32 protein-coding genes and 1 pseudogene are annotated in these 23,640 nt (G+C 30.4%); 32 read left to right on the forward strand and 1 reads right to left on the reverse strand.

What is annotated here, in order from left to right; all coding sequences use genetic code 11:
* Nucleotides 1-460: 460 nt before the first annotated feature.
* From DW761_RS07060 to DW761_RS07190, 29 genes and pseudogenes are all read left to right on the forward strand, one after another.
* A complete protein-coding gene (locus tag DW761_RS07060; RefSeq protein WP_117517121.1) occupies nt 461-829 on the forward strand; it encodes a hypothetical protein in 369 nt (122 codons plus the stop codon).
* A 254-nt stretch (nt 830-1,083) separates the two neighbouring features.
* Nucleotides 1,084-1,509 (forward strand): annotated as a pseudogene (locus tag DW761_RS07065) (RHS repeat-associated core domain-containing protein); the annotation flags it as partial.
* 199 nt (nt 1,510-1,708) lie between these two features.
* On the forward strand, nt 1,709-1,849 hold the full coding sequence (locus DW761_RS21390; RefSeq protein ID WP_233513047.1) for a hypothetical protein: 141 nt from the start codon (nt 1,709-1,711) through the stop codon (nt 1,847-1,849).
* A 140-nt stretch (nt 1,850-1,989) separates the two neighbouring features.
* Complete coding sequence (locus DW761_RS07070; protein WP_147323314.1) at nt 1,990-2,367, forward strand: hypothetical protein; 378 nt, start codon at nt 1,990-1,992, stop codon at nt 2,365-2,367.
* A gap of 123 nt (nt 2,368-2,490) precedes the next feature.
* A complete protein-coding gene (locus tag DW761_RS07075) occupies nt 2,491-3,027 on the forward strand; it encodes a hypothetical protein (protein ID WP_117517125.1) in 537 nt (178 codons plus the stop codon).
* 20 nt (nt 3,028-3,047) lie between these two features.
* Nucleotides 3,048-3,251, forward strand: a complete 204-nt coding sequence (locus DW761_RS07080) for a polymorphic toxin type 50 domain-containing protein (RefSeq protein ID WP_233513051.1) — start codon at nt 3,048-3,050, stop codon at nt 3,249-3,251.
* Nucleotides 3,252-3,261: 10 nt separating this feature from the next.
* Nucleotides 3,262-3,564: a hypothetical protein gene (locus DW761_RS07085; protein WP_117517129.1), complete on the forward strand. Its 303-nt coding sequence runs from the start codon at nt 3,262-3,264 to the stop codon at nt 3,562-3,564.
* Between the two features lie 175 nt (nt 3,565-3,739).
* Entirely contained in the window at nt 3,740-4,453 is a 714-nt protein-coding gene (locus tag DW761_RS07090; protein WP_117517131.1) for a hypothetical protein, read from the forward strand.
* Nucleotides 4,454-5,689: 1,236 nt separating this feature from the next.
* The gene (locus tag DW761_RS07095) at nt 5,690-6,187 is read left to right on the forward strand and encodes a DUF2247 family protein (RefSeq protein ID WP_117517133.1); all 498 of its coding nucleotides are present in this window, start codon (nt 5,690-5,692) and stop codon (nt 6,185-6,187) included.
* Nucleotides 6,188-6,641: 454 nt separating this feature from the next.
* Entirely contained in the window at nt 6,642-7,376 is a 735-nt protein-coding gene (locus tag DW761_RS07100) for a PoNe immunity protein domain-containing protein (RefSeq protein WP_117517135.1), read from the forward strand.
* Between the two features lie 512 nt (nt 7,377-7,888).
* The gene (locus tag DW761_RS07105; RefSeq protein WP_117517137.1) at nt 7,889-8,443 is read left to right on the forward strand and encodes an SMI1/KNR4 family protein; all 555 of its coding nucleotides are present in this window, start codon (nt 7,889-7,891) and stop codon (nt 8,441-8,443) included.
* A gap of 625 nt (nt 8,444-9,068) precedes the next feature.
* Nucleotides 9,069-9,305, forward strand: coding sequence for a hypothetical protein (locus tag DW761_RS07110; RefSeq protein WP_117517139.1), 237 nt, complete (start codon nt 9,069-9,071; stop codon nt 9,303-9,305).
* A 402-nt stretch (nt 9,306-9,707) separates the two neighbouring features.
* Nucleotides 9,708-10,175, forward strand: a complete 468-nt coding sequence (locus DW761_RS07115; protein WP_117517141.1) for a hypothetical protein — start codon at nt 9,708-9,710, stop codon at nt 10,173-10,175.
* A gap of 248 nt (nt 10,176-10,423) precedes the next feature.
* A complete protein-coding gene (locus DW761_RS07120; RefSeq protein WP_117517143.1) occupies nt 10,424-10,774 on the forward strand; it encodes a DUF7674 family protein in 351 nt (116 codons plus the stop codon).
* 378 nt (nt 10,775-11,152) lie between these two features.
* The gene (locus DW761_RS21155) at nt 11,153-11,440 is read left to right on the forward strand and encodes a GAD-like domain-containing protein (RefSeq protein ID WP_199485603.1); all 288 of its coding nucleotides are present in this window, start codon (nt 11,153-11,155) and stop codon (nt 11,438-11,440) included.
* Nucleotides 11,373-11,705 carry a T6SS immunity protein Tdi1 domain-containing protein gene (locus DW761_RS21160; protein WP_199485604.1) on the forward strand — a complete coding sequence of 111 codons (333 nt, stop codon included), beginning with the start codon at nt 11,373-11,375 and terminating at the stop codon, nt 11,703-11,705. Before DW761_RS21155 ends, DW761_RS21160 begins: the two co-directional genes overlap by 68 nt.
* A 100-nt stretch (nt 11,706-11,805) precedes the next feature.
* Entirely contained in the window at nt 11,806-12,216 is a 411-nt protein-coding gene (locus DW761_RS07130) for a hypothetical protein (RefSeq protein WP_117455215.1), read from the forward strand.
* Between the two features lie 74 nt (nt 12,217-12,290).
* Nucleotides 12,291-12,938, forward strand: a complete 648-nt coding sequence (locus tag DW761_RS07135; RefSeq protein ID WP_117517145.1) for a hypothetical protein — start codon at nt 12,291-12,293, stop codon at nt 12,936-12,938.
* Nucleotides 12,939-12,948: 10 nt separating this feature from the next.
* The gene (locus DW761_RS07140) at nt 12,949-13,329 is read left to right on the forward strand and encodes a hypothetical protein (protein ID WP_199485605.1); all 381 of its coding nucleotides are present in this window, start codon (nt 12,949-12,951) and stop codon (nt 13,327-13,329) included.
* Between the two features lie 18 nt (nt 13,330-13,347).
* Nucleotides 13,348-13,743, forward strand: a complete 396-nt coding sequence (locus DW761_RS07145; protein ID WP_117517147.1) for a hypothetical protein — start codon at nt 13,348-13,350, stop codon at nt 13,741-13,743.
* A gap of 215 nt (nt 13,744-13,958) precedes the next feature.
* A complete protein-coding gene (locus tag DW761_RS07150) occupies nt 13,959-14,993 on the forward strand; it encodes an ADP-ribosylglycohydrolase family protein (RefSeq protein ID WP_199485606.1) in 1,035 nt (344 codons plus the stop codon).
* A gap of 25 nt (nt 14,994-15,018) precedes the next feature.
* Complete coding sequence (locus DW761_RS07155) at nt 15,019-15,420, forward strand: DUF4279 domain-containing protein (RefSeq protein WP_158553761.1); 402 nt, start codon at nt 15,019-15,021, stop codon at nt 15,418-15,420.
* A gap of 21 nt (nt 15,421-15,441) precedes the next feature.
* Nucleotides 15,442-16,035: an SMI1/KNR4 family protein gene (locus DW761_RS07160; RefSeq protein WP_158553762.1), complete on the forward strand. Its 594-nt coding sequence runs from the start codon at nt 15,442-15,444 to the stop codon at nt 16,033-16,035.
* Complete coding sequence (locus DW761_RS07165; RefSeq protein WP_117517156.1) at nt 16,016-16,240, forward strand: hypothetical protein; 225 nt, start codon at nt 16,016-16,018, stop codon at nt 16,238-16,240. The genes DW761_RS07160 and DW761_RS07165 overlap by 20 nt, the downstream gene beginning before the upstream one ends.
* 23 nt (nt 16,241-16,263) lie before the next feature.
* Nucleotides 16,264-16,500, forward strand: coding sequence for a DUF4926 domain-containing protein (locus DW761_RS07170; protein ID WP_158553763.1), 237 nt, complete (start codon nt 16,264-16,266; stop codon nt 16,498-16,500).
* 91 nt (nt 16,501-16,591) lie between these two features.
* On the forward strand, nt 16,592-17,191 hold the full coding sequence (locus DW761_RS21165; protein WP_199485607.1) for a hypothetical protein: 600 nt from the start codon (nt 16,592-16,594) through the stop codon (nt 17,189-17,191).
* Nucleotides 17,192-17,290: 99 nt separating this feature from the next.
* Nucleotides 17,291-17,869 (forward strand): TetR/AcrR family transcriptional regulator, encoded by a 579-nt coding sequence (locus DW761_RS07180; RefSeq protein ID WP_117455217.1) that lies wholly within the window; start codon nt 17,291-17,293, stop codon nt 17,867-17,869.
* Nucleotides 17,869-18,285, forward strand: a complete 417-nt coding sequence (locus DW761_RS07185; protein WP_117455219.1) for a DUF2871 domain-containing protein — start codon at nt 17,869-17,871, stop codon at nt 18,283-18,285. Before DW761_RS07180 ends, DW761_RS07185 begins: the two co-directional genes overlap by 1 nt.
* 90 nt (nt 18,286-18,375) lie before the next feature.
* Nucleotides 18,376-19,188, forward strand: a complete 813-nt coding sequence (locus tag DW761_RS07190; protein WP_117517160.1) for a MurR/RpiR family transcriptional regulator — start codon at nt 18,376-18,378, stop codon at nt 19,186-19,188.
* Nucleotides 19,189-19,212: 24 nt separating this feature from the next.
* Here DW761_RS07190 and DW761_RS07195 read toward each other — a convergent pair whose 3' ends face one another.
* The gene (locus tag DW761_RS07195) at nt 19,213-20,067 is read right to left on the reverse strand and encodes an AraC family transcriptional regulator (protein WP_117455223.1); all 855 of its coding nucleotides are present in this window, start codon (nt 20,065-20,067) and stop codon (nt 19,213-19,215) included.
* A gap of 235 nt (nt 20,068-20,302) precedes the next feature.
* Between DW761_RS07195 and DW761_RS07200 the strand changes: the two genes are divergently transcribed.
* Genes DW761_RS07200 through DW761_RS07210 form a run of 3 tightly spaced genes read left to right on the forward strand, consistent with a single transcriptional unit; the run spans nt 20,303 to nt 23,630 of the window.
* Nucleotides 20,303-21,007, forward strand: a complete 705-nt coding sequence (locus DW761_RS07200) for an N-acetylmannosamine-6-phosphate 2-epimerase (RefSeq protein ID WP_117517162.1) — start codon at nt 20,303-20,305, stop codon at nt 21,005-21,007.
* Nucleotides 21,004-22,614: an ABC transporter substrate-binding protein gene (locus DW761_RS07205; RefSeq protein WP_117517164.1), complete on the forward strand. Its 1,611-nt coding sequence runs from the start codon at nt 21,004-21,006 to the stop codon at nt 22,612-22,614. The genes DW761_RS07200 and DW761_RS07205 overlap by 4 nt, the downstream gene beginning before the upstream one ends.
* Nucleotides 22,615-22,673: 59 nt before the next feature.
* Entirely contained in the window at nt 22,674-23,630 is a 957-nt protein-coding gene (locus DW761_RS07210) for an ABC transporter permease (protein ID WP_117455229.1), read from the forward strand.
* The last annotated feature ends 10 nt before the right edge of the window (nt 23,631-23,640 follow it).

Below are 23,640 nucleotides of genomic sequence, written 5' to 3' on the forward strand. Positions count from 1 at the left end.
AACAGAAGATGATTTTACAGTTGCTGATCCATACGATTTCTAAATGTTGATAATAAAAAAATCCTTTCTCATTATCATATGAGGAAGGATTTTAAGAATTATAGTCATGTATGATCGTGCAGAAATTTATATACGCATAGTGTTTTGATGGAATAAAGTCTGTTGTTATAAGCACTTGTGATAGGAACAGGTTTTATAGTCGGAGAAGAAGCTACTGATTATGCGAATGCAGATTTCGATAAAGAGAAGTTCCTAGAACTAAAAGGCGTAGATAGTGGTGGAGAATATTGATATTTGATAGTGCATTATATTCTGGATCTGTGTATGCAGGATCAAAAGTATTTGATTATGTTAAAGGGTTTAGAACAACTGGTGAGATAACCATATTTCACTTCAAAACGGCGTCAAAATTAAGTAAAAAAGCACCTAGCTTAGAAATTAAAAAGTATGGAGGAATTATATGGTAATCGTAGATAAAATAAATTGGGTTGATAAAGATGAAAGAGAAGCGGATGTAACCATTACTGATGGAACTTATACTCTATTATGCTTTTCTTATCCATTTAATCAAAATGAAAAGGATATTTTTGAAAACTTAATATATTGTTTTAACATCAAAGACATTGTTAAATCTTTTGAAAGCTATCCTGCTGTTATAAAGAAAAATGGATTTTATGAATATACTTTGAGAGGAAAGCTAGAAAAAAGAGAAGATAAAATTGTTAGCATCGGAGAATTGCAAATAGATATTTCAGAAGCCAATATTCCAAATGATATTAACGATGGGGATTATATTGAATTTGAAGTGGGGCGATTAGACTTGTATTAGAATTATAATAAGTTATAGGTGATAATCAAGCCCAACCGACAAGTATGTTAAGTGGGCTTGGTTATTGTCGCTTTAAGACAATTCATGTCTGGGTGCTAAGTAACACCGCCCTACACATACAGACTAAGAAGCAGAAAACAGGTATTATAAGTGTTTAAATATCGTACTTGGTGTACAATGTTTGGCGCTTTTTTCTATAGATATAGCGATGACATCAAGAGTGGATTTGGTTATAATGGAGAAGACAGGATGAAACAGGACTGATCTATCTACGCGCAAGATATTATAATCCAGTGATAGGACAATTCATCCAGCTAGATGAAAACCGAGGTAATGCAGGCAACATTGAAAGCCAAAACCGCTATGCTTACGCATTAAACAATCCAAACAAATACATCGATAAGAATGGACGAGCAGCCAGACTGATGAATTACAACTATGGAGGAAAACCAAAAGGCGTGTATGCGACAAAAGCTGATTACAATAGGGCACATCAAAAGCCATCGACGTCATATAAAGCACCACAAACACAAGACCAAAGAAATCCAAAAGCAAAGACAGCAAATACAACAAGAGAAACTTATTTACCAAGTCCAGCTTGTTCAGCAATAGAAACATTAAGTAAAAATCTAAACGACTTTAAAGAAGAAGTATTAAAAGGATTGAAAGACGGTAGGTAAATAAATTGCAAAAGGTGCAAAAGCAGTAGGAGAATTCTTAGATAGTTTTCTAGATGTATTAGCTACATTAGGAGCAGCTATGCTGGAGCAACGTTTGGTTATGGAGCTACAAAAGCACCAGCTATTATTAACGGTATAAATAATCACATTAAAGATATTCAGCCTAATTTTGCGAACAGAGAGAAATTGGAAGAGCATTTTGAAAAAACATAAAAAAGATTTTGTTATTCCATTAAAAGTGTTGATGATTATTTGCAGGGAGCAAGAGATATTACGACATATCATGTTTAAAGTGGCAAATCATTTTGGAAGATGCTTAATGGTAAAAATATTCATGTAATTAATCCAGTGGAATAAGAATTATTTGTTTTGATTTTAAAAATGAATGTATTTATAAAATGGATCGAAGTATAAAAGTAAATTATAAGTATTTTAGAAGAAACTTAAATTCATTAAATCGTGATTATACGAGGAGGTAAAATGATGTATACAGCAATAGTTAAAGAATTAAATGATAATATAGAAGAAGAAGCAATAATTTCGATAAATAATATTGACTTTACTACATTTATTGCATTTACACCTTATAAAATTAAAATAGGTGAAGAATATCCTGTAGATATTACGTTGTTTGGAGATATATTGAATATAACCGAGAGCTTAGATAAGAAAATAGAAATTAATAGAATGGGTGAAACGTTTGGATATATAATACATGGATATTTGTTTGAAAATGGAAAATTAGATATAGGATTTATTATAGAAGATAATGAATTGTTTTATGATTATCCATATTTGTATGGTAAATATGTGACATTTGAGGTGAATAGGATTGATTCAGAATTTTTGATATACTGATATACTATTTTGAGTGAAAATGCAAAAACGGAATAACTGATGATTTAAATTCAAAAGCTATAATTGTTAGTAGTTATAGTTCTTTTTATGGGAAAATTCCTAATAATAACCTAAGTGACATTATTGAGATGGATAACGCAGGATATATCAATAAAAAAAGATTATGAAGTTTACAACCAGCTGACAAGTATCTTCACAGAAGAAGGCAGTACAGGATTCTTACCTGCATTAGGAGATTTCTGTGATGGAATTAATGCGTGTATATATTTCCAAAGAGGAATGTATATAGATAGTATCATCAGTATGGGATTCATCGTATTCAGTGCAATCGGAGATGCAGTATTAAAACCATTAAGATGGGCAACAGATGGAGTTAAAAATGTAGCAAAGAAGATCATAGATAAGGTACCAGATTTTGCGATATGGTTAAATGAAAAAGTATGTAGTATACCATTCATTGGAAAGAAGATAGAGAAAACAGTAGCATCCATCACAACATCATTTACAGTGTATGAGAAATCAGTCTTTGCCGAAGCAGAGGAAGAGTTGATTGAACATGCAGGAAGTAGATATGTGTATGATGAAATAACGAATGAAAATGCAGAAAATGTTGAGGAATATGTATATAACCAGATACTAGTAATTATAATCAAGAAATAGCAAATGGTAAATTTAAAAGTATTTTAAGAGAAGATCCACAACGATTGCTTGATGATTATGCAGGAACAGGAACAAAAATTGGAACCAATAAAGAAAGAGTAGATTTTGGTAAAGTAATAGGTCAATATTATGATGAGCAGACTGGGAAATATTTAGATACAACTAAAGGAATTATACACTATAATAGTAAAGGACAAGCTCATATTGTTCCTGCTAGACCGTAAGGAGAAAAAAATGATGGATGAAATGATAAGAAAAATAAATAAGTATCCGAATGGAACAATTTTGATGATTAAATGGAATGATGGAACATCATTAAAGGGAAAAATTGATACAATTTATGAGACTGACAATGGACAGGAACCTGAATCAAGTGAATATAAAGAATTTTATGTTTGCTTAATTATGGTTTTAGAGATATTTAAAAAAACAAATAAAATCAATGGTATTGAAGAAAATAGTATGATTGAAATTTCCATGCAAAATACTCCAGCTGAAATAACTCTTGAAAATGGTTTGGTTATATGGAAAATTTAATGAAAAGATTTAGAGAGAAAAGGAATTTTATGATGATTATTATGGGACATAATTTTTCTATGAAAGTGAAAAATTAAGCAGTATATTCTTCAATACAATGAGTTCTTAAGTTGCAAATGATTAACAGTCTATGTAAATTATATAATATGAGGATATCTATGGCAATAAGACAAGCATGAACTATAAGAATACCAAGATCAATTATCAATACAACGATATGCATAAGATCACGAAGGTATCCAAAGGTTCTAAAGAAGTGGCAACTTACAGCTATGATGCCCAAGGAGATCGTATCCGTTATCAAAAGAACTACAGTGAAGCCTATGACAACGATACATGGTATGAATCCCTAGAACAGACAAGCTTTGAAGAAGTAGAAGAACTGTTGGATGACAAGAACAGTGATCAGATCATAGAGTCTGTACGTTACCAAAGCAACTATCGTAAGACACATCACAAATGTGTACTGATGGAAGAAGAAAACTGGGACAGTGATGGAGATGACTGGGAAAACAAAAACATTGCCTATATCTTAGATAAGAGCTTAGAAAATGCAGAAGTACTCGCAACCAGCACTGGTGAAATTAATATCTATGGACAAGATGAACGATTATCTACAGACTCCAAAACAAATGATGGCATCAATAAAATGATCAACTATGTCAATGGTAATAACAACTCTGTGTATGGCATGGCAACAACAGAGAATGCATGGGGAGATATCCGCTACAAATATAAAGCGATCGAATACACAGATTATGGATATAGCGATGACATCAAGAGTGGATTCGGTTATAATGGAGAAGAACAGGATGAAACAGGACTGATCTATCTACGCGCAAGATATTATAATCCAGTGATAGGACAATCTAGGTGGATTGATATTTGACAGTGCATTAAGTTCTGGTTCCGTGTATGCAGGATCAAAAGCATTTGAATATGTAAAAGAGTTTAATGAAGTTAGTGGGCAGATATAAATAATAACTTAAAAGCAGGAGCATACTCTGGAAATGCAGAATTTAGTGGCAATGGATTGGGTAAAATATCCTCAAGAGTTCTCTATTGCTTGGAAAAAATTTTGGGAGAGTATAAAATGATAAAACTAACCAATACAGGTAAAGGATAATTGGAGTCAATGGAAAGAGAATTCTTATCTAATTGAACTTTGTGTAAAAAGAAAACCATTTAGTAATTATGCTAAACTAGGCGTACAATATATAAAAAAGGATAGCAGAGAGCTGGACTTAAAAGTTTATATCGGATGTGATGATGGAAGCATAGTAGATAATACTATTGCCACCCTTGGAGATGAAGTACATCTTGGGATACCTAAAGAATATGGTGAAGAAATCATACGAGTAGCCAAACAGTATTTGAATGATAATGCATGTTCAACCGGAGAACTGATATTTAATATCGGTGCTCATGGATATTATGGTTCAAGTCAATCTATATTTGGTTTAGCAACACTAATTTTACTTAAATTAATAACATGTACATATGAAAATTCAGATGATTTAGAGCTTAAGTTAAATAGCATTATATGTGAGTAAATTAGTTTCAAACAGATGCTTGTAGATTACAAATTGTTTATTATCTACAAGCAGAACTCAAGGTGCATATAAATTATCAGAGCGTTCTAATAATAAAGCGATTAGGCATATTAGTAATACAAATAGAGTAATGACATGAAAGTTTTTGGAATGTGAGAAAAATTAATAAGCTATAACTATAATCATAAAGTTATGGCTTATTTTATTATAAGTTAGCTAGAAATAAGATCTATTATAATGTCAAAGGATTATTGTGGTCATTTCATCACTTGCTTTCCAAGAAGTAGTAGAGGAATTCTAGCTGCTTTTTGATCAAAAGCAAAAGAAATCATATGTAAAAACTGTACAATCCTGTGCATATAAAACATTAATTTCTAAGTTTTATATAGCTTATGTACATAATATATAAAGTTTGATAAGCTATATATTATATCAATGAAAAATCTAGATGATAAAATGAGATGATGAGAAGAGATGACGTGATAAATCATATCAAATTAGGAGCACTAGATGATATATTTAAATGATAAAAAGGCTCTTTTCATAAATATTGAAACTAATGGGGGGTTATTATGTTAAATTATGTATATCCTTTGTATAAGGATTTTAAATTCTTAGAAATGATTGATTTCATTCAAAATTGGACATGGAGAGAATTGAATATAGGATTAGAAATTGAATTGATCAATAGTGTTGATGTAATAGAGTACTCTAAATCAATTTTACAAGAAGGCATTCAAAATTTTGATTTAATATTAGATATAGCTATTTCAGATGATGTTGAAGATATTAAAAGTAAAGTACAAGTATTAGCTAATCTAGAAAAAGATGAGCAAATTGATGTAATAATGGATAAATGGCGTTTTGCAATGTTGCTGCAATTATATTTTAAAAGAGATCAGTATACGAATGTCTATGAAAAAATAGCGGAAATAGGGGCAGATTTTAATCATCCAAAAGATATGGATGGACTTATTTATTATTTCCCTTCCACTGGCATTAGTATAGAAAAATCTTGGGCTAATTATATAAAAGAACAATGTAAAAGATTTGGTATTCATTGTCCATAATGATATTCATATTTTAAGGATGTGTAGTATTAGAAGAATAGATATAATATTAGACTGTTAGATTAATCGTAGAGGAGAAATAATATGATTCAAGATATTTCTAATAAACATACTGAAAATTAATGAAAGTATCAGTAGAAAGTTATTTGAGATGTCTTATGATTTAGAAAATATTGTTATATATTCATATTATAATCGTAAAATAGCAAAAAAGATGCTGAAGATCATTATCAGGCATAGAAGGTGACATAAAGCTTACTAGTAATATACAAAAAGGTATCAATGGAGAAATGACAATCACTATAAACAACAAGGTTATGACAGAATCAATTAGGTTAAAATGGAAAGCTGTCATCCTAATTCATGATAAGTTTAAAACTCATTTAATTAACATTTTCCTAGAAGGTGTTATTAAGAAATCTATATCAGATAAATTTTAAAAAAGGAGAAAATTATGAGAGATATTATAAAAAGTCAAGAATATTTTGACGAATGTATAACGTATGAAAAAAATAATATAAATGAATTTAGCCAAGTACTAGCAAGTCTTGAACCAGAAAATGTTAGAGGTCGTTATAATGGGTTAATGATTATAGCAAATTTCAATAAAAATCTTTTTAAATTATTGTATTCAGTGGGGGACTCTATTGAAGATATTTATATCTATTATAAAGAGTGGATTAAATTATATAGCGAGATTTGTACAAAAGATGATAGCATGTATGACATAATAGATATGTTTTCAATTGCAGTTTTCTATGAAAAAAGAAAAGAAGATTTTGCTGAGTATTTAATCGCAATAGTAAAAAAATTGAATTTAGATGATGGTATGATAAATGCTTGTTTACGTTATTTAGGATTTGATTTTAAAGACAATAAAAATTCAATATTATCGTATTTAAATGAGTTGTTAAATGGAGAGAATAAAGTTGAAAATTTGATGAGAGTGATAAAAAAATGGTATTCCTTCCATAAAGATGCTTCATGGTATGATACACATAAATCAAAAAATAATACTTATCGTGGTTACTGGTGTTTTGAGTTAGGTGCTATTGCGAAAATTTTCAAATTGAACGATGAAAAATTAAAAAACCAACAGTATTATCCATATGATTTGGTTCATTTCATAGATGAAGGTACCAAAGATATCTATAGTAATAAAATAAGTATGAACAAAAGAATTGGATAATTACTCAAATAGTAAAAGTTCTAATTGAGATTATTAATAATCTATAACTATAATTGTTAGAGTTAAACATATTAACTAAATAGGAGAAAATTGTTACCATATGAAGAATAAAAAAATGCTGTAATTGAAACATATGAAGGTTTATATAAGGATTTTGGGCATTCATTGCTGGATACTTTTTATTCATTATTACATGATTTTGATTCTAATGAGAAAAATTGTGAAATTGATAGTGTTATATTTTGTATAGTTTATGCTAATATTTGTCTAACTAACAATGAAAATATTGATTTTATGAAAAAAGATTTACTAAAAAATTATGTTTTATGTAATAAAGATAATGATATAGTTGGAGTCAATTACAAGATATAAATCAAGTAGAATTTAAGATACTAAAAAGTTTGAATGTTATATAATCAAAAGTAGTAAAAGTCAAATATTACGGTTTTATATGTTTCTAAAATGCTTTTAATGGCATTATTGTAAAATTAGTAATTATACGTGGAGGAAAAATGTTAATTTCAAAATTCAATGCAGAAAATGTATTAGATAATACATTGATATTGGAGAAAGAGTTTAATATTCGAATACCTAAACAATATAGGCAATTTTTGATAAAATATAATGGTGGCTTGACACCTGATACAACTTTCAGATTAAGTAAAATTTCATCTGATATTGAAGGATTTTATGGCTTTGAGTGTGAAGATAAGACATTTTGCATCGAAAATATACCACTTGAAGAATTTATAATAGATAAGATGTTTCCAATTGGAATTAATAGTTTTGGTGATAAAATTGTTATTGATTTAAGAAATGGCTCTGTAAATTTTTTATTCCATGATAGACAAAAAAAGTATATTAAAATTGCAGAAGATTTTGCGAGTTTTGTAAGTAAATGTAAAAGTAAAAAGATTGGTCATATACGAAGTATAGATGAAAGAAAAAACGATTTAATATCTCTAGGAAATGGGCATAAAATAACTCCTGAAAAAATAGCAGGATGGCAAGCTGAAATTGATTTATATGCAAATATTCATCAAGAGAAAGTAATATTAGAAGACTAGAATGAGGCAGTATAAAAACCATCCTTTTCAAAAAGAAATTTGACGATTATGTGGAAAGTTTTAAAGAATTTGTACTAAATAATAAAAAATTTTATATGGAAAGAAATCAGAAGATCAGGTGAAAAAATTTTTTTGGAGATAGTGAATTATGGAAGATAGTGGTACTTGCAGTTTTATAATAAAAGCTGAAAATTTAAATTTTAATAAAATTGAGGTATTGAAAGCACAAAAAAGTTTATCAAAAGTGAAGTTAATAGTAAAGTGATTGGAAAAAATAAGTTTGATTTATTGAGTTTCGATATATGCTACAACAACGGTGGAAATCCCAATAATGCTCTAAATAAATTGGTAGATATATTGTAAGAAAATATAAACTTTATTAAACAAATTAAGAATGAATATAACATTTATTTATTGTTATGTTCAATCATATTATGCACAAGTAAATTACGTGATATCATCAGAAGTATTAAAAAAATATCATTATTAGAATTAAATCTAAAAATATTTTACCTTTCTTGGAGAGGAGTTGAATTAGATTAATAAAGTCTATGATGATTGATATAATAAATGTTATCACAACATATGCAAAAGAATCACAATGGATATGTGGAGGTAAATAATATTGAAAAAACTAAACCTAAACGAAATTGCGTTATTAAAAACATGTTTGCAAAAGAAAAAGATTTCATTTGATTATCATGAGGATATAAATCATTTAAGTAAAGAACAATATAATCAATTAAGAGATATTGTATGTGATGAACTTATCAAAAAAGGATTTTCCATCAATGGAGAAATTAATGATTATGGTAAAAAATTAGAGGATTTGATTGATAGTCTTGGTAGATTCTTTTTATAATATCTTTAATTAAGCTCAACATGCAAAAAGGAGGAGTTGGAATAAATTATAATTCATTTAATATTTTAAAAAGGCTTAAAGAAAATTGATAACATCATAAATGGGAAACACTTTTGATTATATCACTTATTGCTTCTCTTTTATTTTGTTCAAATGAATAGTATACCTATAAGACTATAGGTCATGTTAAATAAGAAACGCATTTAAATGACATTATAATTAAATTTTAAAATATGTATAACATAGAATCAGAAGAAATTATATACAAAATCTGTACAAATGACAGTATATAAAACATGAATTTCTAATTTTTTATATAGCTTATGTACGTAAGCTATAATATTTGATATTATTGGTTAATAGGAATAATTTAAGGGATAAATAATCTAGGGAGAAGATAAAATGATATTTTTAGAACCGAGAATTAAACAAGCTTTATTAGATATGGATTTCGTTGGAAAATATGAGAAACTGTATATGAGATTTAATGATGATAGAGCAGAAATGAATGGAAGACTTGAAAATATTGATATTGATATAGTAATGAAAATCTTAAATGAATTAGGATACGAAGCTAAGTTTGATCGCAAAGAAAAATTTTTTAAGATTAAGGAGAATAAACATGGGAAATATACTTATGGAGCTCATATCATCTTAGATGTTGGAATTGTCGATATGATTTGGATTGTAAGAGAAAATAAAAAATTAATTTTGGCATCACCTTTAGCTGTATATTCAAGAATGTTGATAGATGTTGATTATAGGACAAAAAGCCCAGTAATCGGAAGCTATGAAGATTTAAAAGAAATATTAGAAATTGAATTTGAAATGTTCGATGAATTTAGAAGTATATTGTTTGAACAGGAATGAAAAAACATCTTGTCGTATAGTTAATTTTCTAATTGGATAGAGGAATATGATACAAATGATAAAATTATAAAAGGAGTAAAACGATTTCGATGAAATTATTGGTTGGTATTGTATCGGTGACAAATATGTTTCAGAAAGCGATTTATGAGTGCAATTTGCAGAGAAAAATCTTACAGTATTATGTGCAAAAAAATTAAAGTCTATTTGGCTACATGCAGAATTTAAATGATCAATTAGGAGAATACTTTATGTATGATTATGGCAAAGCAATAACTATTTTAATAACAAGATTTCCAAGCTTGGGAATAATCTATAATATCGAGGAGGACTTCTATGAGGGCCTTCCTTATGTGTTCTATGAGCAAGTATTTACAACAAACATCATAAATAAAGCTAAAGAATATAATGAATCTAAATTATCAGATATCTTTGATTTTGTTGAAGATATGCTTGAAAATGGAGATGATGATACGAAGAACTTAATAGAAGTAGCGGTAATTGAGAGCTTGTTTCTTGATCCTCAGTATACTTGGGATGATGAATCATTAACAAAATTCTATGGAAAGTTAACGAAAGCGAGCTTTCAAAATTGTGTTTAATTATGAATTGGTATTCAGAGTAAAGAAACATATTGTGAAATTCCTTTTAACATTTATGTGGAAAAATTATATACAGATTTGAGATAAGAAGAATCTAAAGGTATGCTGAGTTAGCAACATTAGATTCTTTTTTATTTTATAGTTAAAGTTTATATTGTATGTACTAATTTAGATTAAATGGAAAAACATAAGAAATCATACGTAAAAACTGTACAATCCTGAGCATATAAAACATTAATTTCTAAGTTTTATATAGTCTGTATACATATCATATAAAGTTTGTTATGTTGTGTAATAGATCAATAGTAAATTTAGATAATGGAATGTTTGATATGAGTCACGATATCAACAAAGATGGATGTTTTAGGGAGGATCAATATGAGTGAAAATGTATTTGAAGGGTTTAAAAAATATAAAGATGTCGATGAAGTTATATTAGAAAAATATAAGAATATATTGCCAGATGAATTTCTAGAAATATGGAAAAAATATGGTTTTGGAACCATTTTGAATGGCTATATAAAAATTGTAAATCCAATGGATTATCAAGATATTTTAGATGCTTCTTATTTTTGCGGCATCAGTATCCATACCGATCATGGTAACAGCATTCGGAGATATCATCACATGGGAGAAAAATACTTTTATAAAAAGTGTCAAATATAAAAATGGAACACTTAAAGGAATAGCAGCAAGTTTTAGATATTTTTGGGGCGATCTAATTACTTCTAATAGATTCAAAAGAGAAATCTTTGAATTTGATAAATATGCCGAAGCATTAAAAATGAAAGGACCATTAGAATTTGATGAGTGCTATGGATATGTACCATTGCTTGGATTAGGAGGCTCTGAAGAAGTTTCTAATTTATCCAAAGTAAAGATTAGAGAACATATCTTATTGATTACTGAATTGGTTGGAAGAATAGAATAGTTCAGAAATATACAACAAAGATAATTAGAGATAGAATGAATTTGCATATATTAAAAGTAAGAAAGATTTAAGCAGAATATGCTTAAAAAAGGAATGATTTTTGAAAGTGGGTGCAGCAGAAATGAATATCAATGAATCAATTGATTTAATGATCAACTTTAGTAAAAGCAAAAATAAAAAAAATGAGATATTGCTAATAAAGGCAGATATTTCTATGATGACGTTAATTTGCATTATAACTGATGTATTAGCTTGGTTGAGGTTAGAATATAAAAGAGAAAGATGGATAGCAGAAGGTAGAAAAATATCTATGCGACCTTTATCATTAGATGATAATTATCCATGGTGTCAGGTTTTAAAAGTATTAGTGGAAGAAGAAGAGCTGTTTAAAAATAATTTTATTATAACAAATAATAAATTTGATTTTGCTCCTAATATTACAGAAGAAGAAAGGAAAGCAGTTAGAAAAAAAGTGTTTGAAGAAATCGTTCCAATTGTAATCATGAATTAATATATGAATAAAGATGTATTGTATAGAAATCATTATATATTCGATTCAAGAATAGAAGAGCTGGGTGAAAATATATGATAGTAAAATGTACGATGTGTAGAGATGGAGAAGGTTTGATAGTAGGCAGAGTTTATGCAGTAATTGCTTATGATGATCATGGTGCATATAAAATTTTAGAAGAAGGAAGATACTTAGGAAATCATATAAATCGTTTTGAGGTTATCCATAATGATCGTACGAATTATATAGAAATCGAGGATAATGTAGGTGAAAAAGAATATAGGTATCATAAGCTTTCTTATCCAACATTTTATAGTGATTATTATAGTGAAGATGGTGAATCAGTTGAAACATATAAAAAGATAGTAGAAGCATCAATAGAAATATTTTCATTAGAATGTTCGCAAGAAGAATTATTCGAGTTTTTGAAAAATGAAAATTCTAGAGAGGAACATTATTTCATCTTGTTATCTGCTTTCTTTAGAAAGGCGAACGATGAATATATCAAAAAGTTTTCACTTATTGCATTAAATCGTCAACTAAGATTTGATGAGGACTTAATATATGTTATAGTTTCAAATATAGAAAAATATAAAGCGTGTCCAGAAGTTGATGATTTGTTAACTGATTTATATATTAGCAATACGTTTACTGATAAAAGAGTTATAGAATTTTTTGATAACTATGCAAATGAAAAATGGCTGAATGATGATAAACGTTAATGGTAGAAAAATGAAAAACAAAATTGAAATAATAAGCACTATTTTAGCTAAATATGATATACAACAGATGAATAGAATTAAAGATTTTTTGCTGTCAGAGATTGAGGAAGAAAATGTGCAAGAAACCATAGAATTTTTAAATTGTTCTGATATAGAAAAAAAAGAAAAGTATCATGACTTATTATATGAAGGTGACAGATACAAGGGGATGTATATAGAAGGAAATCAATATTTGATAGGAAATATCGATGACAAAACAGTGATCATCATTGATATGATAGGAGAGGAATTTGGCGTTGATAAAAAAATAACTCGTATTAAAATATCAATTGAAGATTTTGTTGTTTTGATTTCCAATAGGTTTATGGCATTACATATGAGCAATCTATAAAGATGAGTGAGGTAGATTATGGATAATATTGTAATTGAAAAAATATGGACAGATGAAACATTTTATGAAGTTCGCATTAAATTTGTGACAGAAAAAGTTAGTGCTATTCATCAAACGTATATAAATTGTGGAAGATTATCTAAGTTAAGTGATAAGATAAATGAATTTATAGAAACTAAGAATACAGTTAGCTGGAGTGATTCTGAAAAATTTAAAGAATCTTCCTTGATTTTGGAACTTATCAAAATAGATGCTTTGGGACATGTAATGATACATATTGATATAAGAAATGAAGATTATAAGTGTCAATGTAATTTGAATACCTATTTAGGAAATATAATTAGTTTTTCACATAAATTAACTGATTTTGACAGATATGAAGTAGGAGAAAAGATTACATTAGCCAGTCTTTAATACAACGTTTTTATCATGAAAAAAGTAAATATATAGGGAGTATAAATAAAATGAAATGGCGGAAAAAAGTGAAAAATCAACAATTGAGTATAGGTGAAAGATGGAAAAGTGATACTGAATATTATGAAAAGCATGGTAATATGCTTTCTATTCCGATTTGTAAATCTTGTATTCATAATAATTATGATATAGATGTATATCATTGCGAAAAGTATGTGGAAGAAAAAAAGCCTGTGGATGTATATCTTTGTCGAAAAGGTTGTATACATTTTAAAAGTAAATTTCCTATAAATATAGAAGTGAAGAATGAGTATCAATCAAAACTTTATGGAGGAATATGGGGATTTATACTTGGAGATGCAATGGGTGTTCCTGTTGAATTCACAAAAAGAGCAGAACGTGAAAATGATCCAGTGAAGGAAATGAGAGCTTATGGAACGCATCATCAACATTTTGGTGCATGGTCTGATGATACTTCTTTAATGTTATGTTTAATACAAAATCTAACTGAAGAATATTCTTTAAAAGAACTTGCAACACTTTTTGTGAGATATCTTGATGAAAGCTATCTTACTCCAATGAATGAAGTATTTGATATAGGGATATCTACCAGAAAAGCTATTGAGAAATTTAAATTAGGTATACCTCCAGAGTTATGTGGAGGAAAGAGTGAATATGATAATGGTAATGGATCACTTATGAGAATATTGCCTCTGGTTTTCTATTTAAAAGATGCGGGGCCAATAGAATTAATTAAAATGATAAAGGAAGTATCTTCGCTAACTCATCAACACAAAAGATCAGTTTTAGGCTGTATTATCTATATTGAATATGCAATTCAGTTATTGGAAGGAAAAAATAAAAATGAAGCATATTGTGAAATGATAAATTTTATAAAATGCCATTGTGAAAATGATTATGGCGAGGAATTTCATTATTTTAAAAGGATATTAACAAACGATTTGTTGAAGTTGGAAAATAAAGATATTAAATCATCTGGCTATATTGTAGATACACTAGAAGCAGTGTTATGGTCATTTATGATAACTGATGATTATACACAAGCATTACTTACAGCAATTAACCTAGGGGATGACACGGATACAATTGGGGCTTTAGCTGGAGGAATTGCAGGTATTTATTACGGATATGAATCCATACCAGAAAATTGGCTGCAATATTTATTGAAAAAAGAAGAGATCATGATAATGATTCAGAAGTTTGAAGAAGCACTATCCGATGACATGTAAAAGTAATTGTACGAGGAGGAATTGTATGCAAGGTTCAATATTTTTGAGAATTTCAGATCAAGAATTAGATTTGTCAAAAATAGATGATAAACTAGGCATTCATAATTCAAGGATGATATTTAAAAATCAACAGCTTCATGGCAATAGAACATCAAAATATAATATTTGGCTATATAAAGAAAAATATTATAGTGAAAATGATTTTGATAAAGTACTATATGCTTTTATAGATTTGCTAAATTCTCGTAAAGAGATAATGAAAGAGTTAAAAGTATGCTATGAGGAAGTATGTATCATCATATATTTATGCTCTGAATATGGACAAATTGGGTATTCATTAAAAAAAGAATTTATAGAAAAACTACAACAATTAGATATGGATATATCATTTGATATTCTTTCATTTGAATTAGTAGAAGATATGTAATAAAATAGGGAGGTAGTTATCGTGTTTACATTTTCTAAGGATAGAAAACCATATGATGTCACAAAGTTTGCAAAGTATTTTGATTTAAAAAAGCCTGTTGAAGATTTTGATAAAAAATTTGCAGAATTGGAAAAGAAATTAGGCTATCAATTCAATTCTAATTATAAACGATTTTTATATCTATTTGGTGGAGCTTCTTTAAAATCTGAGCAATATAGTATAAAGTTTATGGAAGAAATACCTTTTTACGCAAATGATTTCAGTCATTTGGAAATCCTTAGTATCAATATGGAAGATAAAGATAATATCTGGAGTGCATGGCAGCATCTGTTATACCGTATACCAAAGAATAAACTTCCAATTGGTATTATCGATAATCAAAACTATCTTGTATTTGATAAACGATTTGGTGAAATATGTGTACATTTACATGATCATTGTGAAGGTGTGTTTAAAATTCAAGATTGCTTAAAAGAGCTTTTAGAAGCAATATATCAAGAAGATAATCGTTATTTTGATAAAGAGAAATTAGACAAAATAAAAATTGAAACGACATCTGAACTAGATGAAGCAGCTGAAAGATGGAAGAAAGAACATGGAGAAAAAAATATATAAATACAAGGAATTAATGCAGCTTTATACGAATGCTATGGAAATCATTGACCAACTTTCTATGAATGCTGAACAACAAATACAACAATTAAAGGATACTGCTGTAACTGATGAGATAGCATTGGATTTTTGTGAAAGTGCAAAATGTTATATAGAAATTTTGGGGGAAACAATTGGGTTAATCAAGAATGTTATAACCTTATATTGAAAATTGCTGGGATATTCGATGAAATGTCAAAAGATACATTTCTCTGGACAGAAGATGCGTTGAAAGAAAATCAGCAATGGGAAGAATGTAGAATATTAGGAAAAATGCTATCAAAACTGATGAAAAGGAAAGTGATGAAAGAGCTGGATGTAGTGACTGCTTGTAAAGATTTATCAAAAAAGGTGAAAAAAGGGTGCATTGGAACAATCGTTTATGTATATGAAAACCCAAAACTTGCATATGAAGTTGAATTTTTTTGATGGCGAATATAATACGATAGAATTGATAACAGTGACAAAAGATGATATCTTATATGTAGACTAAAAATGATAATAGAAAGAAGTGGAAAATATGAAATTATTTCGGCCAGTAGGATTATCTGAAATGGAAAAAATATTAAAAGATGGATGTCATGGATATCCACCAAGAAGAAAAGAACAGCCAATATTCTATCCAGTATTAAATGAAGAATACGCAGCAACAATTGCAAGGGATTGGAATACTAAAGACAGCATTTCAGGTTATGCAGGGTTTGTGACAGCATTTACTATTCAGGATGAATATATCAAAAACTATCAGGTACAGTGCGTTGGTTCTCAGGTACATCAGGAATATTGGATACCAGCCGAAGAATTACCAACATTTAATTCAATGATTGATGGAAAGATTAAGATAATCAATGCATTTTATGGTAAAGACTATCAGGGACTTATGCCTGTTACTATACAGGATATGAAAGAATTAGATCTGCAGGAACAAGTGATTTTTTTAGATAAATTGCGACAAGATAATATAAAAATGCTACAGGAAATTGTCCTGAAGGAATGGATGTTGATGAATACAAACCTGCCTTATTGGAAAAAGAATCAGCTGATTTGTGAACAATTATGGCTGGATGTAACAGCGATTTTAAAAGAAAAGGAATTATATTTTTTGGATATATCATATTGAGGAAAGGCTATGAAAAATGCATAGCTTTTTTTGTGCAATCTGCTTGCATAAGTGATGTAGTACCAGTATAATGAACATTGTTCAGGATGGAGGTGCCATATGAATAAAGTAGTGACGACAAGAGAAGAATTATTACACACAGCACAGGAAATTGTGTTTCAGGATGGAATGGATAAATTGAGTATTCGTGCATTAGCAAAGAAGCATGATATCTCAGTTGGTGCGGTCTATAATTACTTTCCATCTAAGTCAGAATTGGTGTTAGCGATTATTGAGAATTTCTGGAAACAGGTATTTCATCAAGATATCTGTGAAATGAGCAGTCAGCTGCCATTCACCGAGTTCTATGAAATAGTGTATCAAAGGTTGGTAAAACATAGTGAAGCTTTCTTTTCCGTATTGTTAGGGCAGTTGAATATTTTAAAAGATAATGATAAAGAAAAAGGAAAACAGATGGAACAAAAGTATATGATACATATTCAAAATGGTTTTCTTTATGCTTTACAACAGGATGAACGCATTCATCCCTCTATCTGGAATGAGGTGTTTACCAAAGAGGATTTTGTTTGTTTCCTATTGGAAATGATGATCAATGATTTAACGCATCAGCGTATGGATTGTCGTTTTACAAAGGAAATACTAGAACGATTGTTGTATGAAAAACAGGAGGAAAGATGATGAAGAAAACAGTGAATTATGCAATGATATATGCAATATTAGCAATGATTGGTGGTGTATTTTATCGAGAATTTACAAAGTTTCAGGGTTTTAGTGGAAGAACGGATTTAGCGTTTGTTCATACACATTTATTTTTGCTAGGGATGGTCATGTTTTTGATTGTGACATTCTGTATTAAATTATTCGCTATTGATGAATCTAAAAAATATAAATTGTTTCTTAGAATATATCATCCAGGAGTATTGATCACAACCATCATGTTGTTTGTGAGAGGTATTCTTCAGGTGAATCAAACAGTGGTAAGCAGTGGTATGAATGGAATGATTTCCGGTATTGCTGGTGTCGGGCATATTTTGACAGGAGTTGGCATTATCTTATTTTTACTTATATTGAAGGAATGTGTGAAAGAAGCATAGTCAAATACATAAATCGTGATATAATGAAATAGCTATAATCGTAAACAAGAACTTTGCTTTACATCCCAAAAACAAAGGGGTGATATAGAAATGAATTGTTATAATACGATAGAATCATTGTATCCTACACTTACAAAGACAGAAAAAATTATCGCAGATTATATCTTAAAAGAAAAAAGTAAAGTGATGTATCTTTCGCTATCAGAGCTTGCGAATGCAATTTGTGTTGGTGATGCCAGTATTGTGCGCTTTTGCAGGAAAATTGGCTATGATGGTTTTCAGAATTTGAAATTATCAATTGCGCAACATGGTGATGTTGATGAAACAAGTGGTGAAACCTATGTGGAAAAGATACAGATGAATTTTCAAAGAGTCGTTTCTTCTACTAAGGACATGTTATCTATACAAGAGCTAAATAAGGCGATTCATGTGATAAAAGAGGCAAATCGCATTGTGGCGTTTGGCGTGGGCAGTTCTGCTGAAGCAGCGAAAGAATTAGAAATAAGATTTTTAAGGATTGGTGTATTGATCAAAACAGTGAGTGATCCACACTTTCAGAATATGACTGCATCCATATTGAATAAAGATGATGTGGTCATAGCGTTTTCACTTTCTGGAAGAACCAAAGATATCGTGGATTCTGTATCTTTTGCGAAACAGGCGGGTGCGAAAATTATCAGTATTACAAATTTTCCACTTTCTCCTTTAGCAGCCATCTCAGATTATGTGCTGCTGACCGCAAAAAAAGAGTCGTATATTGAAGGCGGCTCTTTAGTGGCAAAGATATCTCAACTGTATGTGACAGATTTACTCTGTACCGGGTATTCTTTATTGGATATTGAAAAAACCAAGGAAATGAAAACCAGAACAGCTTCTTCAATCTTACATAAAAGCATTGAATAACAGGCGATTTGCCTGTTTTTTTTTCTATTTCATCGTTTGATAATCTTTGATAAATTCTTTAGGACTGATACCATGTTTCTTCACAAAAGCTCGATAGAAACTGGAATAATCATTGAATCCACATTGTAAATAAACCTCATGTACTGGCATACCAAGTTTCAAAAGAGATAAGGCATGCTCCAGGCGTTTTTCTGTAAGAAAGGCATGGATGGAAATACCTTTTGCTTCTTTGAATTTCCTGCAAATATGATATTTGCTTAAGAAGAACTGTTCTTCAAATTGATCAAGTCTAATATCTTCATTGAATTTTTGGGAAATATAATATTCGATTTGATTGACGATGGATTCCTGTACGGGCACACTTTCAATAAGTTTACCATCAAGATTATAAAACATTTTATTAATTAAAACCAATAATTGAATCACAAACGCATCTCCCAGTACATCAGAACCAAAGAATTTTTTAGTTTGTACATTTAACAGACTTTCAAAAAGTGTAATCAGCTGGCGATATTCTTCAGGGTTGCACTTTGCTCGATGGATCATGGTTCTGGGTTGTTTAAAACAATAGGTAAGGTCTGTATCACTTGTGCTTAACAGTTCCACATATTTAGGATCAAGGTCTAATGCTATACGATTTAATCGGGCATTCTTCTTTTTTTGAGGGTAATGGAGTGTATCCATATCAATAATCAAAATATCCCCGGATTCTATATCGCAAGCCTGATCTTCGATATAATACGTGATATTTCCACTAAGGAAGAAAAGGATTTCATAGAATCTATGCATATCCGGAGAGAATAAATCCGTGTCTTTATTGAATACCTGTGCGCAAAAGAAATTGTCTGTATCTTTACCATTTTTATCGAACTTAGCCATTTATGTCACCTCACATGTCAATTTTTACAATGTACTTAGCAATTTATGCATTTATTTTGAAGTGTTACTTCATTAGAATAATAGATGTAGGAGGAATAAACCAGAAAGGAGATGCAAAACAGAGTTACTTGTTGATTAGATTATAGCATGAGATTTATACAGGATGGTACCATTTTTTTTGAGTATTGAAGTAAGCGCTTACGATGTATAGAGGAAAGGAACGATGTAAAGAAACATGGAAAAAACAGAATTAATAGAGAAAATAAAAGGTGGGTTGATTGTGTCCTGCCAGGCATTAGAACAAGAACCTATGTACAGCGATAAGGGTGGTGTGATGCCGTTATTTGCGAAAGCAGCTTATCAGGCAGGGGCTGTTGGCATAAGGGCAAACACTGTACGTGATATTCAAGAAATCAAGGCGGTTGTAGACTTGCCAATCATTGGAATCATCAAAAAAGACTATCCGGATTCACCACAATATATCACGGCGACAATGGCAGAAATTGATGCTTTAGCAAAATGTCAATGTGATATTGTTGCCTTCGATTGTACGAATCGTGTTCGTGCAGATCATCGTACACTGGAAGCATTTATTCACGATATTAAAGAAAAATATCCGAATATGGTATTGATGGCAGATATCGCTACTTACGAAGAAGGTAAGCGGGCATATGAACTTGGTGTGGATTTTGTTGGGACAACATTATGTGGATATACACAAGAGAGTAAAGATGCACCTGTTCCTGATTACACACTGATTTCAAAATTATCAGCGTTAGGAATACCAGTGATTGGTGAAGGACATGTAGATACACCAGACAAAGCCGTCAAGGTGCTAAAAGCTGGAGCATTATGTGTCGTTGTCGGTAGTGCAATTACCCGCCCATATGAAATAGCAAAGCAGTTCGTAGAGGAACTGAAAAGAAAGGAGAATTTATGAAAAAATTATTTACAGGCGTTTTGGCAGCTTTCTTATGTGTGACAACATTAGCTGGCTGTTCAAGTAATAAAGAAGCAGATAAAGGTAAAGAAAAAGTAATTAATATCGCAGCTGAAAAAGGTGGAAACCTGGATACAAAATTTGATTATGTCTGGGTAAACAATGGCGAGTTATATAAAGAATTAGTATTCCGTCACTTGTTTAAGGCTGATTCAACACTGACTAAGGTTAGCCCTGACTTGGCAAAAAGTTATAAGTTAAGTGATGATGGCTTAACGTTGACTATTGAAATGAATGATGGCTTGAAATGGTCTGATGGCGAGCCACTTACAGCGGATGATGTGAAGTGGTCAATGGAAACGATTTTGAAAGCAGCACTTGCTAATGGTATCTATACATCCGCATTCTCTAATATTCAGGGTGCTGATGACTGGAAATCAGGCAAGGCGGATTCTTTGAAAGGTATCACTGTGGATGGTAGTACACTTACCATTAAATTTGATCATAAAGTAGGTAATATCATGAATGTACTAGCACAGTTTGTGATTTTGCCAAAGCATTGTTTAGAGAAATCTGATCCATTACAGTTACATAATGATCCATATTGGGAAAAACCAGTCACAGATGGTATGTATAAGATTGGTGATTTCCAACCAGGTAACTACATTGAATTAATACGTGATGATAATTACAATGGTGAAAAACCAAAGATTGATAAAGTTATCGTCAATATTGTAGGTGATGCATTAACGGCTGCACAGAGTGGAAAATCTGACTTCATGAAGAGCAATTCACCTGGTATGATTGAAGAACTTAATAAAATTGATGGTTATAAATCATTTAGTGTAGATACATTATTCTATCGTTATTTCATTGTAAATTATGAAGATGCTAATGGTAAGAAGAATGAAAAGATGGCAGATCCACGTGTGCGTGAAGCAATCATGTATGCAATTAATCGAAAAGAATTAATTGATAAATTATATCCAGATTTAGGTGTTGTCAGCAATGCTGGTGTACCAGAAGGCTATAATGGCTATGATAAAGACTTGAATCAGTACGAATATAATCCAGATAAAGCTAAGAAACTGTTGAAGGAAGCTGGATGGGACTTTAATGAACCATTGAAGATTATCTACTATTATGGAGATCAGACTTCTATTGACTTTATCAATGCGGTTACCCAGTATTTAACAGAAGTTGGCATGAAAGTCGATGCTGTAAAGATTACAGGTGACTCTACTACTGCATTATTCAGTGTAAAGAACTATGATATCGCATTAAAAGGATTATCTGCATTTGGTTTTGAAGAATATTATGGTGAATATACTTCACAGAACGCAAACTTCAAGAACATCTTTGGTAAAACAGGCGACTTTGATGATTTATATAATCAATTAGTTGCGGAAACAGATCAGGCAAAACGTGCTGAAATCTTAAAGAAACTACAGGTACAGGAACAAAAAGATTTATTCAAGCTTCCTATGTATACGTTAAAGAATAAGATTTTCGTCAATACAAATCACATTGTATTGCCAGATGGTATTACATTTGGTAATCCTTGGTATTCTTATGACAAACAGTTTGAAAAATGGGATGTTAAATAAACTGTTCATTTTACAGGGAGTGGCAACACTCCCTCATATATAAAAACGGGAGGTAGCATATGCTGAAATATTTTGTTAAAAAATTTCTTGCAATCATACCCATGCTGTTTATCATATCCTTAATCGTATTTTTGGCATTACAAATTGTACCGGTAGATCCTATCAATTATATGGTATCTCCGGATATGGCCGCAAATACGGCGAATATAGAGGCATTAAGACAACAGCTGGGATTAAACGATCCAGTCATTATCCGATATTTTCGCTGGCTGATTGATCTGCTGCATGGTGATTTTGGCTATAGTATCGTCAATGGTGTACCAATCGCAAAACTTATTGCGATGAAGTTACCTGCAACGATTGAACTATCTATGGTGGCTTTGGTCATCTCAGCTGTATTGGGGATTGGCATTGGTTTATTATCTGCTATTCGCCAGAATGGCATCATCGATTATGTAGGAAGAATTATTGCGGTCATTGGTACATCTATTCCACATTTCTTCTTTGGTATTCTGGTAATTCAGCTGTTTGCGATTAAGCTTGGATGGTTTCCAGCGGCAGGGCGTCTACAATATGGCGATGACAGTTTCTTTATGAAATTAAATAGTCTGATTCTACCCGCAATTACAATGGGTATCTCCATGATATCAGCATTGCTTCGTTATACACGAAATTCTATGCTGGATGTTATGAATAAAGAGTATGTAAAAACGGCAAGAAGTAAAGGTATTCCTGAATGGAAGGTATATTTGAAACATGCGTTTAGAAATGCACTGGGACCAATTCTGGTTATTCTAATGTTTCGTCTGCCAATTCTGATAGGTGGTTCAGTCATTATTGAAACCATCTTCTCATGGCCTGGCATCGGCACAACAATCCTAAATGGTGTAACAGCAGGCGATTATCCGGTAATCATGATTACGACATTAATGATAGCGGCAGCTGTATTATTCGCAAGTTTCCTTGTGGATCTGGTCAATGCATTACTAGATCCAAGAATTCGTATAGATCAATAGAAAAGGAGGA

This window comes from Absiella sp. AM29-15 (assembly GCF_003434225.1).
Taxonomy (GTDB): domain Bacteria; phylum Bacillota_I; class Bacilli_A; order Erysipelotrichales; family Erysipelotrichaceae; genus Hoskinsella; species Hoskinsella hominis.

What these genes read in the sequence shown, in the direction of transcription:
- DW761_RS07135 (WP_117517145.1), top strand. Translation starts at nt 12,291, where the DNA reads ATGATAGTAAAATGTACGATGTGTAGAGATGGAGAAGGTTTGATAGTA.
- DW761_RS07085 (WP_117517129.1), top strand. Translation starts at nt 3,262, where the DNA reads ATGATGGATGAAATGATAAGAAAAATAAATAAGTATCCGAATGGAACA.
- DW761_RS07170 (WP_158553763.1), top strand. Translation starts at nt 16,264, where the DNA reads ATGTCAAAAGATACATTTCTCTGGACAGAAGATGCGTTGAAAGAAAAT.
- DW761_RS07145 (WP_117517147.1), top strand. Translation starts at nt 13,348, where the DNA reads ATGGATAATATTGTAATTGAAAAAATATGGACAGATGAAACATTTTAT.
- DW761_RS07200 (WP_117517162.1), top strand. Translation starts at nt 20,303, where the DNA reads ATGGAAAAAACAGAATTAATAGAGAAAATAAAAGGTGGGTTGATTGTG.
- DW761_RS07205 (WP_117517164.1), top strand. Translation starts at nt 21,004, where the DNA reads ATGAAAAAATTATTTACAGGCGTTTTGGCAGCTTTCTTATGTGTGACA.
- DW761_RS21165 (WP_199485607.1), top strand. Translation starts at nt 16,592, where the DNA reads ATGAAATTATTTCGGCCAGTAGGATTATCTGAAATGGAAAAAATATTA.
- DW761_RS21155 (WP_199485603.1), top strand. Translation starts at nt 11,153, where the DNA reads ATGAGTGAAAATGTATTTGAAGGGTTTAAAAAATATAAAGATGTCGAT.
- DW761_RS07100 (WP_117517135.1), top strand. Translation starts at nt 6,642, where the DNA reads ATGAGAGATATTATAAAAAGTCAAGAATATTTTGACGAATGTATAACG.
- DW761_RS21160 (WP_199485604.1), top strand. Translation starts at nt 11,373, where the DNA reads ATGGTAACAGCATTCGGAGATATCATCACATGGGAGAAAAATACTTTT.
- DW761_RS07165 (WP_117517156.1), top strand. Translation starts at nt 16,016, where the DNA reads ATGGAGAAAAAAATATATAAATACAAGGAATTAATGCAGCTTTATACG.
- DW761_RS07190 (WP_117517160.1), top strand. Translation starts at nt 18,376, where the DNA reads ATGAATTGTTATAATACGATAGAATCATTGTATCCTACACTTACAAAG.
- DW761_RS07195 (WP_117455223.1), bottom strand. Translation starts at nt 20,067, where the DNA reads ATGGCTAAGTTCGATAAAAATGGTAAAGATACAGACAATTTCTTTTGC.
- DW761_RS07140 (WP_199485605.1), top strand. Translation starts at nt 12,949, where the DNA reads ATGAAAAACAAAATTGAAATAATAAGCACTATTTTAGCTAAATATGAT.
- DW761_RS07105 (WP_117517137.1), top strand. Translation starts at nt 7,889, where the DNA reads ATGTTAATTTCAAAATTCAATGCAGAAAATGTATTAGATAATACATTG.
- DW761_RS07155 (WP_158553761.1), top strand. Translation starts at nt 15,019, where the DNA reads ATGCAAGGTTCAATATTTTTGAGAATTTCAGATCAAGAATTAGATTTG.
- DW761_RS07180 (WP_117455217.1), top strand. Translation starts at nt 17,291, where the DNA reads ATGAATAAAGTAGTGACGACAAGAGAAGAATTATTACACACAGCACAG.
- DW761_RS07185 (WP_117455219.1), top strand. Translation starts at nt 17,869, where the DNA reads ATGAAGAAAACAGTGAATTATGCAATGATATATGCAATATTAGCAATG.
- DW761_RS07115 (WP_117517141.1), top strand. Translation starts at nt 9,708, where the DNA reads ATGATATTTTTAGAACCGAGAATTAAACAAGCTTTATTAGATATGGAT.
- DW761_RS07120 (WP_117517143.1), top strand. Translation starts at nt 10,424, where the DNA reads ATGTATGATTATGGCAAAGCAATAACTATTTTAATAACAAGATTTCCA.
- DW761_RS07210 (WP_117455229.1), top strand. Translation starts at nt 22,674, where the DNA reads ATGCTGAAATATTTTGTTAAAAAATTTCTTGCAATCATACCCATGCTG.
- DW761_RS07095 (WP_117517133.1), top strand. Translation starts at nt 5,690, where the DNA reads ATGTTAAATTATGTATATCCTTTGTATAAGGATTTTAAATTCTTAGAA.
- DW761_RS07060 (WP_117517121.1), top strand. Translation starts at nt 461, where the DNA reads ATGGTAATCGTAGATAAAATAAATTGGGTTGATAAAGATGAAAGAGAA.
- DW761_RS07090 (WP_117517131.1), top strand. Translation starts at nt 3,740, where the DNA reads ATGAACTATAAGAATACCAAGATCAATTATCAATACAACGATATGCAT.
- DW761_RS07070 (WP_147323314.1), top strand. Translation starts at nt 1,990, where the DNA reads ATGATGTATACAGCAATAGTTAAAGAATTAAATGATAATATAGAAGAA.